The sequence below is a fragment of the Corynebacterium sp. KPL3927 genome, assembly GCF_040225835.1.
GTDB lineage: Bacteria > Actinomycetota > Actinomycetes > Mycobacteriales > Mycobacteriaceae > Corynebacterium.
On the sequence record NZ_JBEHGD010000022.1, the window covers coordinates 24,820 to 38,216 of the forward strand.

16 protein-coding genes are annotated in these 13,397 nt (G+C 57.3%); 8 read left to right on the forward strand and 8 right to left on the reverse strand.

Features of this window, described 5'->3' with window-relative positions; genetic code table 11:
* Positions 1-33 precede the first annotated feature (33 nt).
* The 3 genes from ABRP86_RS09770 (at position 34) to ABRP86_RS09780 (ending at position 3,222) form a co-directional block, all read left to right on the forward strand.
* Positions 34-636 carry a superoxide dismutase gene (locus ABRP86_RS09770; RefSeq protein ID WP_023024372.1) on the forward strand — a complete coding sequence of 201 codons (603 nt, stop codon included), beginning with the start codon at positions 34-36 and terminating at the stop codon, positions 634-636.
* Positions 637-761: 125 nt separating this feature from the next.
* On the forward strand, positions 762-1,913 hold the full coding sequence (locus ABRP86_RS09775) for an MFS transporter (RefSeq protein WP_349864012.1): 1,152 nt from the start codon (positions 762-764) through the stop codon (positions 1,911-1,913).
* A gap of 10 nt (positions 1,914-1,923) precedes the next feature.
* Positions 1,924-3,222: a copper oxidase gene (locus tag ABRP86_RS09780; protein WP_349864014.1), complete on the forward strand. Its 1,299-nt coding sequence runs from the start codon at positions 1,924-1,926 to the stop codon at positions 3,220-3,222.
* On the opposite strand, the gene ABRP86_RS09785 is transcribed toward ABRP86_RS09780, so the two are convergent.
* On the reverse strand, positions 3,219-4,652 hold the full coding sequence (locus tag ABRP86_RS09785; protein ID WP_023024379.1) for a TM0106 family RecB-like putative nuclease: 1,434 nt from the start codon (positions 4,650-4,652) through the stop codon (positions 3,219-3,221). The genes ABRP86_RS09780 and ABRP86_RS09785 overlap by 4 nt on opposite strands.
* Before the next feature lie 68 nt (positions 4,653-4,720).
* Between ABRP86_RS09785 and ABRP86_RS09790 the strand changes: the two genes are divergently transcribed.
* Together ABRP86_RS09790 and ABRP86_RS09795 are read left to right on the forward strand one after the other, a co-directional pair.
* Positions 4,721-5,353, forward strand: a complete 633-nt coding sequence (locus tag ABRP86_RS09790) for a DUF6474 family protein (RefSeq protein WP_023024381.1) — start codon at positions 4,721-4,723, stop codon at positions 5,351-5,353.
* A 193-nt stretch (positions 5,354-5,546) separates the two neighbouring features.
* Positions 5,547-5,858 carry a histone-like nucleoid-structuring protein Lsr2 gene (locus ABRP86_RS09795; RefSeq protein ID WP_023024383.1) on the forward strand — a complete coding sequence of 104 codons (312 nt, stop codon included), beginning with the start codon at positions 5,547-5,549 and terminating at the stop codon, positions 5,856-5,858.
* A gap of 4 nt (positions 5,859-5,862) precedes the next feature.
* On the opposite strand, the gene ABRP86_RS09800 is transcribed toward ABRP86_RS09795, so the two are convergent.
* On the reverse strand, positions 5,863-6,501 hold the full coding sequence (locus ABRP86_RS09800; protein WP_023018163.1) for a response regulator: 639 nt from the start codon (positions 6,499-6,501) through the stop codon (positions 5,863-5,865).
* Between the two features lie 37 nt (positions 6,502-6,538).
* Positions 6,539-7,702: a sensor histidine kinase gene (locus ABRP86_RS09805; RefSeq protein ID WP_023024386.1), complete on the reverse strand. Its 1,164-nt coding sequence runs from the start codon at positions 7,700-7,702 to the stop codon at positions 6,539-6,541.
* Here ABRP86_RS09805 and ABRP86_RS09810 point away from each other — a divergent pair.
* Positions 7,701-8,231: a DUF2020 domain-containing protein gene (locus ABRP86_RS09810; RefSeq protein WP_349864018.1), complete on the forward strand. Its 531-nt coding sequence runs from the start codon at positions 7,701-7,703 to the stop codon at positions 8,229-8,231. The two genes, ABRP86_RS09805 and ABRP86_RS09810, sit on opposite strands and share 2 nt — an antisense overlap.
* On the opposite strand, the gene ABRP86_RS09815 is transcribed toward ABRP86_RS09810, so the two are convergent.
* Both ABRP86_RS09815 and ABRP86_RS09820 read right to left on the reverse strand, forming a co-directional pair.
* Positions 8,228-8,380 (reverse strand): hypothetical protein, encoded by a 153-nt coding sequence (locus ABRP86_RS09815; RefSeq protein ID WP_023024390.1) that lies wholly within the window; start codon positions 8,378-8,380, stop codon positions 8,228-8,230. The genes ABRP86_RS09810 and ABRP86_RS09815 overlap by 4 nt on opposite strands.
* Positions 8,380-9,042: a class E sortase gene (locus ABRP86_RS09820; protein ID WP_349864021.1), complete on the reverse strand. Its 663-nt coding sequence runs from the start codon at positions 9,040-9,042 to the stop codon at positions 8,380-8,382. Before ABRP86_RS09820 ends, ABRP86_RS09815 begins: the two co-directional genes overlap by 1 nt.
* A 35-nt stretch (positions 9,043-9,077) precedes the next feature.
* Here ABRP86_RS09820 and yidC point away from each other — a divergent pair, with 35 nt between their 5' ends.
* Positions 9,078-10,022, forward strand: a complete 945-nt coding sequence (gene yidC, locus ABRP86_RS09825; RefSeq protein ID WP_023024394.1) for a membrane protein insertase YidC — start codon at positions 9,078-9,080, stop codon at positions 10,020-10,022.
* Here the strand turns inward: yidC and ABRP86_RS09830 are convergent.
* The 3 genes from ABRP86_RS09830 to ABRP86_RS09840 form a co-directional block, all read right to left on the reverse strand.
* Positions 9,979-10,587, reverse strand: a complete 609-nt coding sequence (locus tag ABRP86_RS09830) for a TetR/AcrR family transcriptional regulator (RefSeq protein WP_349853582.1) — start codon at positions 10,585-10,587, stop codon at positions 9,979-9,981. The two genes, yidC and ABRP86_RS09830, sit on opposite strands and share 44 nt — an antisense overlap.
* A gap of 78 nt (positions 10,588-10,665) precedes the next feature.
* Complete coding sequence (locus ABRP86_RS09835; RefSeq protein ID WP_023024398.1) at positions 10,666-10,917, reverse strand: GlsB/YeaQ/YmgE family stress response membrane protein; 252 nt, start codon at positions 10,915-10,917, stop codon at positions 10,666-10,668.
* Positions 10,918-11,096: 179 nt separating this feature from the next.
* The gene (locus ABRP86_RS09840; RefSeq protein WP_284772298.1) at positions 11,097-11,996 is read right to left on the reverse strand and encodes a universal stress protein; all 900 of its coding nucleotides are present in this window, start codon (positions 11,994-11,996) and stop codon (positions 11,097-11,099) included.
* Between the two features lie 120 nt (positions 11,997-12,116).
* Here ABRP86_RS09840 and ABRP86_RS09845 point away from each other — a divergent pair, with 120 nt between their 5' ends.
* The gene (locus tag ABRP86_RS09845) at positions 12,117-13,163 is read left to right on the forward strand and encodes a pseudouridine synthase (RefSeq protein WP_349864023.1); all 1,047 of its coding nucleotides are present in this window, start codon (positions 12,117-12,119) and stop codon (positions 13,161-13,163) included.
* Positions 13,164-13,397: the final 234 nt, after the last annotated feature.

Below are 13,397 nucleotides of genomic sequence, written 5' to 3' on the forward strand. Positions count from 1 at the left end.
TCGGGACACGTACCCGAAGAAAGGATTACACAAATGGCTGTTTACGAACTTCCTGATCTCCCATACGCATACGACGCACTGGAGCCACACATCTCCGCAGAGATTATGGAGCTCCACCACGACAAGCACCACGCAACCTACGTGAAGGGTGCTAACGCTGCCCTCGAGGCACTGGAAGAAGAGCGCAACGGCGAGGCTAACCCAGACCGTATCCGCGCCCTGTCCAAGAACTTGGCATTCAACCTGGGTGGCCACACCAACCACTCCATCTTCTGGAAGAACCTGTCCCCGAACGGTGGCGGCCAGCCCACCGGCGAGCTGGCAGAGGCTATCGACCGCGACTTCGGTTCCTTCGAGAAGTTCCAGGCACACTTCGCTGGTGCCGCTACCTCCCTGCAGGGTTCCGGCTGGGCAGTGCTGGGTTACGACCACATCGCTGACCGCCTGATCATCGAGCAGCTCACTGACCAGCAGGGCAACGTTTCCGTTGACTTCACCCCGCTGCTCATGCTCGATATGTGGGAGCACGCTTACTACCTGCAGTACAAGAACGTGAAGGCTGACTACGTCAAGGCCGCATGGAACGTCTTCAACTGGGACGACGTTGCAGAGCGTTACGCTGCAGCTAAGAAGTAACTTTTTAATTAGTTACCTTCTGCCGCCTTTCCTTGCTGGAAGGGCGGCATTTTTATGCTTGCGCTAACCCCATCAAGGGTGTGGCGCAATTTACACCGCCGCCCGTGAAGAGAATGCTGGTATGCATGACCAGAAACCGGCGCGCCACCATCGCCATGCTCCTTTTGGGCTTGGCGGTGTTTTCTAGCCTCTATACCACCCAAGCAATTTTGCCCACGTTGGTAACGGATATGGGCATCTCGCACACGGAAGCGGCCATGACTGTTTCGGCCGCCACCGGCGCATTGGCCATCTGCGTGGTTCCGGCGTCCATCCTTTCTGAGCGCTATGGGCGCGGGCGCATCCTCCTCATCTCCGCCATCGCCGCCACCATCCTGGGCCTCGTGGTGCCCCTAGCCCAAGAGGGCTGGCAGCTCATTGCCCTGCGCGGGCTGCAGGGTGCGATGTTATCCGGCGCTCCGGCGACGGCGATGGCCTGGCTTTCAGAAGAGCTCGAGGATCATGCTTTGCCTAAGGCGATGGGACTTTATATCGCCGGCAATTCCGTTGGCGGGCTCACCGGCCGCATCATTCCCGCTGGCTTGGTGGAGTTTTCCTCATGGCGCTGGGCGATGCTCGGCTCCGCCGTGGTCTCCCTCGCCTTTGCCATTACCTGCTGGCTCCTCCTACCCGCCCAGCGGAATTTTCACCCCAAGCCAATTCACTTCCGCTCCGAGCTCAGCGCGGTCTTTGGGCACTGGGCAAATAAGGATCTCGCCGCATTATTTATCGTCGCCTTTTTATCCATGGGCACGTTCGTGTCCATGTATAACTTCCTTACCTTCCGCCTAACCGGGGATTTTGGTCTTTCCCCGGCGCTGGCTGGTTTTACCTTCCTGTTTTATCTCTCCGGCACGTGGTCCTCGGCCCGGGCGGGCACGCTGGTCGCCCGCATTGGGCACGGAAAAACCATGGTCGGTTCCGCCGTGCTCTTTACCGTGGGCATTATCCTCTGCGCCGGCAACCTGGCCATGACGCTCATTGGCATGGTGTGCCTGACCGTCGGATTCTTCGCGGTCCACTCCACCGCGTCTGGCTGGGTGGGGCAACTAGCCACCCATGACCGCGCCGAGGCGTCCTCAATGTACGTTTTCTGCTATTACCTGGGCTCTTCCATCGTCGGCGCTTTGGCAGGCACGCTTTTCGATGCCCGCACCTGGCACCAATTCATCGCCTGCTTCACCGCTTTCGCGCTTGCTCTTACTGCGCTGACTTGGACCAAAATTAAATCCGACTAAACTCGGTTTTATGCCTCAAGATAAGTGGTCGAGCCGCACCTGGCACCGCAAAGCCTCACGCCCCGTGTCCATCTGGATGATGGTCTTCATCGTGGTGGGCGCAGCGCACATATTCGTGCCCAATTATCGCTGGGTACTAATCCACCTCTTCACGTTGGGCCTGGTTACCAACAGCATCGTGGTGTGGTCGCAGCACCTGACGGAAAAATTCGTCCAACAAAAACTGCCGGATTCCGCCCGCCCCAAGCAACTCGCGCGCATCTATATCCTCAATCTCGGCATCATCATCGCCGTGGCGGGCCAACTCCTCGTGCAGTTCTGGGCTCACCACTGGATACTGACCCAGATCGGCGCCACGCTTATCGCGCTCACCGTTTTATGGCACGGGGTGTCCCTGTTTACACAGTGGCGCTCCGCCAAGGATAAGCGCTTCCGCCCAGTTGTCGGCGCCTATGTGCTATCCGCGCTGTGCCTACCGGTAGGCGCGGTCTTCGGCGCAATCCTGGCTATCCACCCCGGCGATCCGCAGTTGCTCTTGGCCCATATCGCCGCCAATATCGGCGGTTTCATTGGCCTTGCCGCGGCAGGTTCGTTGACCATCCTCTTTCCCACCATCTGGCGCACGCAGGGCACTAACGAGCGCATGTCCTCTTCGTTCCTGCTGCTTACCCTGGGCGTGGTGGCAACGATCATCGGCGCGTTTCTGGACTTCCCGCAGCTCGGGCTGATTATCTATTGCATCGGCTGGATCCTGAGCCTGCAGCAGTGGCTTGGCAACGTCATCGACGTCGCCCGCGCTCCGCGCGACCGCGTTAACTTTGCCTCCGTCTCGGTGCTGATGGCCGCGCTCTGGCTGGTGCTATCTTTGGCGTACTACACCACGCAGCACTTCCTCGTGGCAGAACCAGGGCTTCCCACCCTCGGCCTCGTGGTGGGCTTTGCGGCGCAGCTGCTCATCGGAGTCATGAGCTATCTTCTTCCCACCACCATGGGCGGCGGCCCCGGCGCGGTCCGCGCGGGGCTGCAAGAGCTGGATCGGTGGGGTCTGTTGCGCGCCACCTTCGTCAATGGCGGGCTGCTTATCTGGATCGGCACGGATATCTCCGTGCTCAAGGTAGTGGCCTCGCTGCTATGCATCGGCTCCTTGGCCATCTACCCCATTCTCATTGCCCGCGCGGTCAAGGCCCAAAAGCAGGTGTTGATGAAAAAGGCGGAAGGTCCCGAGCCAAAAACCATCGCGGACTGGAACCAAATCTATATCGGCCTTGGCATCCTGCTGTTCATATACGTTTTCATTGCCGCGCTCTAGAGCTCCGGGATTCCCGGCGCGCCGTCGCTCATCCACTCGCGCACTATCCGAGTGGCGTGCACATCGCCGGCGTTATAGTCCAAGAGGCGCTGCCGGACGCTCATGTCGCCCGCTAGGGCCTCCCGGCGCGCGTTCACGGATTCTTCGCCATCAAAGTCCTCGTCCGGCCACCGGAATCCCGCCACTGGGGCCACCACCTTGAGCCCCAGCCCAAAGGGCCCCGCGAAGGATCTCTTCACGTAGGCAAACATATCCACCCACTCCGGGGAAGAGATAAAGTCTTCTACTTCCCGTTCATCCACCTCTCGGAAGCGCTGCGCGGAACGGCGCATCCAGTGGTTTTCGCCGTGCGCGGAATAGCAATAGGCCGCAAAGGTCTTACCCTCCGCATGCGCTGTATCGCGCAACTGCATTAACCACCGCCAAAATTCGGCGAAGTTCTCCGCCTCAGCGCGTCCGCCCAGCGGCTCCCAAGTCACGAAGGGGTGGTACTCGCCCTCGAACCACGCGCCCCACAGGTAAGCGCCTTGGTCCATGTAGGCTTCCATGTCCACATCCACCTCAATATCCGCGCGCGGCACCGCCGTATCTCCGCGGCACAGCAGCGTCTGACCGGAGCGCCACGCGGCCGCGAGGCGGGAGGGCTCGCCCACATTGGCATCGATAAGCGCCTGCACCGTGGTAATGCCGCGCTCGCGGAAGGGGCGTGCGCGATCGCCCGGTAAGAAAAGGGAAATATCATCCGCCGCCACCAGCTCTTGCTCGCACAAGGGCCAGAACCTACAGCTCGCGCACTCCTTGACCCGCACTGGTGCGGTGGGAAGCGGCTTATCCCAGGCGCGCTGCACGTCAAATTTCGCCGTCTCCGTGAAAAAGGCCTGCTGGCGGTCCTGACCGATGGCACCGCCGCGCCCGGAGTTCAGGCCCATATCCTCCAGGGCCTGGGCGGCGAGCGCCAGACGATAGCCATCGACGGCATGGTGGCGCGACTTATACGGAACCTCCATGGGTTCGCTCAGCCCAAGGCGATGAGTCGGTACGGCCAGCGTAGTTTTCTTTGGGTGCTTGCGCGCGACACGGTGGTTGCTCACAATAATGGGGGTATAGGAGCTGCCCTCTCGGAGAAGCAATTCCACGTGTACTTTCCACTTTTCGGTGGCAAAGACCGCATTGGTGATGTGGGTATAGCCGGAGGCGATGGCCTCGAGCGTGGCCATGGCGCGTTCCCAATCATCGCCTTCTAGATCGATGCGCCGGAAACGGCCAGGGGATTTGCGCGGGAATAATTCCATGACCGCGTCCACGGCGGCGCTGTGGCGCTCGGCCCTAGCGATCGAGGATCGGGTGCGCGGAATCTCGGGGTGGGCGCGCCGCTGCACCAAGCGATAGCGGCACCCAACGAGATCCGAAGCTACAACGACATCCTCCACACCGGGTGAGCTTAATAGAACAGCAAGGTAATGTTGAATCCAGACTCGATCGAACGTAAGGGAAAATAATGAGTATCCTCAAGAAATTGAAAAAGGCTCGCCAGGAGGCACGCGCGCAGGCCAAGGCAGCGAAGGCGCGCGCCAAGGCTGAGGTAAAGGCCCAGTCGAAGGATCGTCGCCGCCAACAAAAGCTCCTTGCCAAGCAAGAAAAGCATCTTGTTAAGGCCGAAGAAAAGGGCCTCAAAAAGCGCCGGAAACACGAACAGAAAATGGCAGAAAAAGAACTGGAAAAGTTGCGCGAGGGCCACTTTAATGCCGGCAAGGTCAAGCGCTATGCAGGCGCATTGCGCACCGCCGCCCCGCTGTTGCTTCCCCTCGTTTATCGCGCATTTGTGGGACTGAAGTCCGAAAAAGAAAAGCGCAAGGCCCACAAAGCAGGCGTAAGTTCGGCGGAAATGGCCTCTTTTTCCGGTTACGGCGCCCCGCTCAAGGCACGCACCGCCGGCATCCGTAATTCCCTCAAGGATGTAGATCTGCCCAGTGGCTTCAAGCGGGACGTGCGCGAGCGCCTCGAAGAGGTTGATGCCGCGATCGATAACGCCGAATTCATGACGGAACAGCAGCGCCGCCGCGCGCATAAGACCATTAGCGGAGAGATCGATTCCGTTACTGCGGAGATTCAACAGCGCCTGGGCGCTTAATTTCTCCTTTTCTTCCCACCAATCGCCGTTCACCTTTCTTTAAGGTGGCGGCGATATTTTTATACGCAAGTGCCAATAAGTAAATTTTTATTGTCTATTAATTTCCGCACTGGTAGAATTGAATTAAAGTTAATTCAGATTCCAAATTCCGGTATTAGTCCAACATATCGACGCAATAAACCTTGGAGGTACTATGGCACGCCGCGAAATCACGCAATTTTATGATGACCTTGATAATGAACTCATTGGTGAGGATGAATTAGAAGTAGTTCGCTTCAGCGTCAACGGGCGCAGCTACATCATGGATCTATCCCGCGACAATGCTCGCCGTTTCCACGAGGCAATCGCCCCCTTTGTCGAGGCCGCACATGCCGCCCCCGATGCGGAATCCCCACAGGTCGATCCCCGCAAGGTCCGCGAATGGGCGAAAAAGCAGGGCCATGACGTAGCGCGTCGCGGCAAAATCCCCCAGGACATTATCGACGCCTACAACGCCGCCCACTAGGCCTTTACAGCACGCCCTGTTCCCTGGCGGCCGCCACTGCGGACGTGCGGGAGCGCACGCCCAACTTGTCATAAATGTGCACGAGGTGGGATTTCACCGTTGCTTCAGAAAGCATGAGGTCATGGCCAATTTGTCGGTTCGAGGCCCCCGCAGCCACCAGTTGCAACACTTCTAGTTCGCGCGGGGTCAATGAAGTGCGGGGCGTGCGGACTCGGGTCATGAGGCGGTCGGCCACAATGGGCGAGAGCGCCGAATCCCCCTCCGCCGTCGAATGGACGGCATCCAAAAGCTCCTGCGGTGGGGCATCTTTCAAGAGGTAGCCCACCGCGCCTGCCTCGATGGCGCCGAGGATATCCGCATCGGTGTCGTAATTGGTGATGACCAGCACCTTGGGCGGCGTGCTCATGGAGGACCGAATCTGCGCGGTAGCTTCAACGCCACCCATAACGCGCGTTCCCTCCAGGCCCGCCCCGAACCGAAGGTCCATGAGGATGACATCGATACCGCCTGCTTGTGCCGCGGACACCGCCGCCTCCGCCGTCGCTACCTCGCCCACGACGTCGATATCTTCTGCGCCTTCGAGCACCGAACGCAGCCCCAGCCGCACGATCTCGTGGTCATCTGCCAAAAGGACCCGAATCACGACATCCCTCCTCTCGATGTTTTTCTCAACCAAAAGTTTAATCTACCGCCTTATCAAAGGGCATACTAACTGACACAGCCGTTCCCTCCCCCGGCGCGGATTCTATGACCACCTCGCCGCCCAGCTCCTGCGCGCGGCGCCGCATGGCAGAAAGGCCGATATGCCCCAGGCCCGTCGGCGCGCTTTCCACCGTCGCGGGATCAAAACCCTGCCCATTATCCACTACATCCACGCGCACCTCGTCGGTTTCATAGGTGACGGTGATCCGGGCGCGGCTGGCATGGGCATGCTTGACGATGTTCCCCACCGCTCCCTGTGCAATCCGCAATAGCGCCGCCTCTATTTTCATCGGCAACTGTTGCTCCGCGCCTTCGCTTTCGACCTCCACCTGGAACCCCGCCGTAGCGGCGAAGTTTTCCGCCATGCGCGTCAGCGCCGCCTCGAGGGAGGTCTCCGTTAGTGTGGGCGGCTGCAGCGCCGCAATCATGGCACGCGCCTCATGCAGGTTATCCGCTGCGGCCCGCCGCGCAAGCTCAATGCGCCTGCGTGCGGCAGCAATGTCTTCTTTATCCAGATCCCGGTCGGCGGAGTGCAGGAGCATCTGAATCGATGACAGCCCCTGGGCCAAGGTGTCATGAATCTCGTGGGCGATGCGCTGGCGCTCGGCCACCATGCCCGCGTCTCGTTCCGTGGCCGCCAACTGCGTACGAGTTTCTACTAGCTCCCGGTTCATGCGCGATAGGGTGCGAAACGCATACGTAATCGCCACGGTTACCAGTGCCGAGACCGCCGGGCCCATCACTCCACCAAAGGTCAGGCCTCCCGGTATTTGCACCACGACGGTGAGCACGGTAGCGCCGATGACGCACAGGATTCCTGCGGTCATATCCAGCACAGTCAGGTACAAAAAGTACATGACGAATACCAGATAGATGGCGGCGGGAGCCACAAATAAATCCGCACCCCATAACACCGTGAGGATGCTGATCCACAAGTAGCGCATGGGTCGCGGCCACTGCTCCGCATAGATCGATCCCGCAAAGTAGACGGCCGCGAACCCCACCAATAGCAATAGGTTGATAAGGGACTGGGATAGCGGCATCTTCACCGAGGTAAAAATACCCACCACCAGCAGGACCGCCGTCAAGAAATGAATGCCGGTGCGTAGCGCATCGGTATCCCGATCTAGTGTGGAGCTCATGCGCAAAAGCCTACTTGTCCTTCTCACCCTGACCGGAATAGGGATCGCGGGATGCCAGACCGAGCAAGCAGACCAGGACGAACTGGGAGACGAGGTGGCATCGGAAAGCGCCGCCATCAACGTGGAACAGACCGCAGAGGTCAATGAATGGAGCGATTGTCCCTATATCGATCCCGGTTGGTTGGAAAATACCAACGGCGAGCGCCTGACCAAGCAGGGCATCGACACGCGCTTTCCCACCCCCGCGTGCGTCTTTTGGTCTTATCAGGACCACCCGCAAGCTACCGTCATCGTGCGCGATATGCCCACCGTAGAAGACGCCCGCGCCGCGGTGGATTGGGCCGCGCCAATCGATGCCACCGAGCCCGCCTCCTTTGCAGGCTGGGAAGGCGGACGGGGCATCGTCAATGAGCAGGCCGTCTACGCCGTGCAAAAGGATACCCACGCGGTGCTGGTGTGGAGCAATCAGCAACAGACCTTCAAGTCCGAGCAGATTGCCCAGGAAGCGATTGCCAATTTAGGGCTTTAAACCGCGACGTCGTTATAGGGCATCATCGGCGAAACCCAGGGGAAGACGATCTCCATAAGGAGGAAGAAGACTCCCACAGCAATGGCAATGGCAAGCAGCGCCTTCACTGGCTTCGGCCCTGGCAATAGATTCCACAAAGCGCGATACATTACTTAGCTTCCTTTCCAACTTCCATCGCGTGCACAATCATGCGCTCGGCGTTGGAAAATTGCGGGTGACAGGTGGTCAGAGTCAGCATTCCCCGCGTGGGGTCTGCTTCAGTCCCCGGCACGGGGTCGATCACTGAGACATCGCCAGGCGTGGTGATATGCCTGCCGGCAACATGGGTATATTCTTCTGGTACTTCATCGAAGCAATCCGCATGCTCGCCATCGATGGGCAGCACCTTGTAGGTAATCTTTTCCGTGTGGGTTTCGATGATGATGTCATCGCAGGTGTGCAATGAACCCAAATCATTGAATGGGGCACCCTTGCCCACGCGGTGCCCAGCTACCGCAAAATTCCCTAATTCACCTGGCATTTGCGTGTCCTCATAGTGGCCCGGGCCGCGTAAAAGATCATCGTCATCCGTACCTTGGATGATGGCAAAGTGATAATCAGAGCCAAAGGCAGGGATGGACATCTGTGCGAAGGCCTCTCCCAAATCTGGGTCTTTCTTCTCCCGCGGGTTGCGCCACTGCTCTTCTAATTTCGCATTAGCTTCATCTTGTAAGCGCCCTGATTCCACATTCGTCCAATATGCTTCATAGAATGCAAATAGAACTAAAACCAAACCAATGGTTAGCATGAGTTCGCCGAGAACTTTTGTCATGTTCTAAACCATACTTCCTCACCGAAAGGTACAGCATGTTCGAGTTCTTCATGTACCCGGTTTCCGGAATCATGAAATTCTGGCATTGGCTTATCAGCGGCTTCGTTGATGAATCCGCTGCCTGGCTTGTCTCCATTTTCCTTTTGGTGCTCACCGTGAGAGGCATCGTCATCCCCCTCAACTGGATGTCGGTGCGCTCCGCACGCATCGGCGTTCTCATGCGGCCGGAGAATAACCATATCTCCAAGGAGATGAACCACGCCAGTACCAAAGAGGAAATGGCTGCGCTCATCAAAAAGCAGCAAGACCTCATGAAGAGCTATAACTACAAACCTGCTGCTGGTTGCATCCCTCCGCTCATCATGATTCCGGTTTTCATTGGTTTGTACCAAGTGATCCTTCGGATGTCGAAAATCGATCAGGACTCAAAGACCGTCGGCATGCTCAATGCTGACGACGTCGCGGCCTTCCGTGAAACCACTTTCTACGGCGCCCCGATCACTGATTTCGCCCGCGAACACGGCGATCTGCTTAATCCCGTGCTCATTGCGGCCATCGTCTTTACCATGGCGAATTCCATCATCGCCCTGATCCGCAGCTTCCGCACCACGCAATTCGATCTAAAACTGAACCGCCGCGTATTCATCTTCATGGGCATCTTGCTCATCATCGTGCCCTTCTTCCTCTGGCACCTGGCCCATAATGGCCCCATTCCCGTCGCAATCATTATTTATTGGGGCTGTGCCTATTGGATCACCCTCATTCAGACCATCATCTTCGAAATCATGCTGCGCGAGTTCTACCCGCTTACAGATGAAGTGAATGCGATGCGTCGCGAGAGCCTTCAAAATTGGCGCAATAAAGAAAAACAACCCGCTCTTTCCAAGGAAGAGAAAAAGCGGGTCAACCGGCTGCGCATGGAGGCGCACAAGCACCTTAAATCGAATAATCAGCAGGAGGAGCCGAAAGCATCTGAGTAGCCAGCTCGCGGGCGGTATAGAGCGGCCCTGCTTCCTTGGTCAGGCGGGATCCGGCAAGACCGCCATCGAGGAAAATTAAGAGCTGGCTTGCTTGGGAGGCCGAGGGATAGCCGTTGCGCTCCGTCAACAGAGCTGTCAAGGTGGAGTGCACCCAATCGCGATGCTGCATGCAGGCCGCGACGATGCCGCGCTCCGAATCCGTTTCAGGCCGCGGATACTCACCCGCTGCATTCAAGAAGTGCGAACCGCGAAAACCTTCTTCCGGCTCTTCCTCAATGAACTTGTCAAAAAAGGCCAAGATCTTTTGGTCCGGATCCTGCATGGCAGCCGTCCGCTGCTCCCAGTCCTGGCGGAACTGCTCATCCAAGGACTCTACGTAGGCAATAACTAAGGCATCCTTGGAACCAAACAACGAATATAGGGATGCCTTGGCCACATCCGCTTCGCGCAAGATGCGGTCAATACCGATGACGCGAATGCCCTCAGTTTTAAAGAGCTTGGTTGCAGATTCCAACAATCGGCTCCGCGGGCTGGGTCGATTGCGGCGCGACTTCTTCTCTGCCATGGATTCCTCTCTACAACGACAAAACCGGTTCATCTACACTTTATAGACAAACCGGTATGTACGCTAATTATATGCGGACTATTGTTTCACCTTGTCCACAATCCACAGCAAGAGGCAAGCGCCCGCGGTGGCCGCGATGATGGAGAAGATCCAACCACCACTAGCCTCAATATTCAGTAGTTGGATGATGATGCCACCGATGAGGCCACCGACAACACCCACCACCAGGTTGGTAAACAACCCGTGGTCACGCTTCATAATCTTCTCTGCCAGCCAACCAGCGATGATACCAACAATGATCGAGGTGAATAGACCCAAACCTAATCCCATGATTTCCTCCTAATATAAACGTATCGAGTATTTCCCAGTGTAAACCCCTGTGACTCAAGTAGGGATAACAAATACGACACATTTGTATAGCAAAGTGGCTCTAAAACACCAGAAGCGCTCCACTCCCTAGCTGCAAAAGCCGGGGAGAAGAGCGCCGGGAAGTCAGGCTAGCGAAAGATTTAGCCTTCGTCGTCTGGGCGTACCACCATCATCGGGCACGGTGCAGACTGCAGCAATGCGCGGGAAGTAGAGCCCAGGACCATGCCCTTGAATCCACCACGGCCGTGGGAACCAACGACGAGAAGCTGCGCACCCTCGGCAGCCTCCGTCAACGCACGGACGGGGCGGTCACGGGTGATCTGCTTCTTCACCTCAACATCGGGGAACTCTTCGCGCGGTTCCTTCAGGTTTTCTTCCAGCACCTCAGTCTGTTCCTTTTCAATTTCTGCCCACTCAGATTGAGCTGCAGAAAGGCCGGCGAGGGATGCCTGGATTTGCATATCCATCCAGGTGTGCACGGCAACGAGGGCCGCGCCGCGAGCCTGGGCTTCGCGGAAGGCATAGGAGGTGGCCTTCTGAGAAACCTCGGAACCGTCCACACCAACGACGACTGGGCCGTACTTGGTGGAGTCGGTGACATTATTATCTTCACGAACCACAACTACCGGGCAAGCGGCGTGGGAAACAACTGCTGCGGAGACAGAGCCCATGACCATGCCGGACAGACCGCCCATGCCGCGCGAACCCATCACGACCATGGTGACGTCATGAGACATCTCCAAGAGCATGTCGATGGGGGAGCCCTCTGCGATGGTGTGCCCAATCTTGAGCTCTGGGGCTACCTCGTGAGCGATTGCACGGGCTTCCTCGATCTTTTCCAGGGTCTCTTCCTGCAAGTCATCGTAGAGGTCCTTCGGCGGGACCATACCTTCTGCATACAGGAACTGCGGTATGGTGTAGCTCGATGCGATGCGCAGGGGGATTTCCCTCTTCATCGCGGTATTTGCTGCCCAACGGACGGCGTTCTTTGAGGCGTCAGAGCCGTCGACGGCGACGACTACAATGTCTTCCTTGGCCATGATCTTTCCTTTCGGTGGTTATACCTTAATTATAGTACGGATTAGGCTTAATGGTTGACAGTTGCAGGATCAGAATTGGACGGAGAGAAAATTTCGAGGAGCGTTCGGAATACGTCCCTTATCACCGCGCCAATTCCATCATTGAAAAAGGCCATCACCTGGTCCGCGAGAGAATTAATATCCATGTCAAACACACTAATACATCGCAAAAAGGGATTCATCCCTTTGCCCATCAAAAATGGGCTCAATCCTACGCGCGTACGCACCCCGGAGGCAGGCCTGAGCACCTGGGATTTTCTCAGCGAAGTCATATCCCCCCAGCGCCACCGCCACCCCAATGATGATGCACAGGCGCTGCATGACCGATTCACCGCGGGCGAGGTAGTCCTGCGCGATCAAACTCCCCTAAAGCCAGGTACCGTGCTCGGCAAAGATGTCGATGTCTTTTTCTACCGCATCCCTGCACCAGAAACACCCGTGCCCTATGACATCCCCATAATCTATGAAGATGACAATATCCTGGTAGCCGATAAGCCCCCATTCATGGCCACCATGCCGCGCGCCCGGCACATCGTCGAAACCGCCACCGTTCGCCTCCGCCGTTCCACCGGAAACAACGAGTTAGTGCCGGCACACCGCCTCGACCGCCTCACTTCGGGCCTGCTTCTTTTTACCAAACACAAGGACGTCCGCGGCGCCTACCAGTCCCTCTTTGCAGAAAAGAAAGTCCACAAGACCTACCAGGCGGTCGCGGAATTCCGCCGCTTGCCGACGCCCCTCCAATGGTCCTCCCACCTAACTAAGACGCCCGGCGAAATCCAAGGGCGAATAGCAGGTGGTGAACCAAATGCTTTCACCACCCTAGAATCGGTAGAACCCATTGATAAGGCCTCTTATGAAAAAATTCACGGTTCACTAGCTGACCTCGGCATCTACACCCTAAAACCACAGACTGGGAAGACCCATCAATTGCGGTTACACATGTGGCAGGCGGGCTTACCGATCCTCGGCGATCCTGTCTACCCCACTATTTTTCCTGAGGAAGCTGAAGACATGTCCGTACCCATGCACTTAACAGCAACGGACTTAGAATTCACGGATCCACTCAGCGGAAAGCCGCGCCATTTCATCTCAAGACTTCCATTGGTCATGCACAAATTGCTTTAAGCCTGAAGTGTCCCAGCTTTTGTTCCGTTTGAATAGAGGGGAAAATCTGGAAGGAACTGACCTCCATTTGGTGGCCACCTGATATTCACCCCAGTCGAGTTGGGAAGATGAAGTGCCCCGTGTTTTGTTCCTAGGCATGTGCCTTGATTTCTATTATGGGCCTGACCCCCGGAAAGTGGACACGTCGGGGGTTAGCTATGCTGCTTTAGTCAGTGTAGCTGAAGTCTCGGCTTC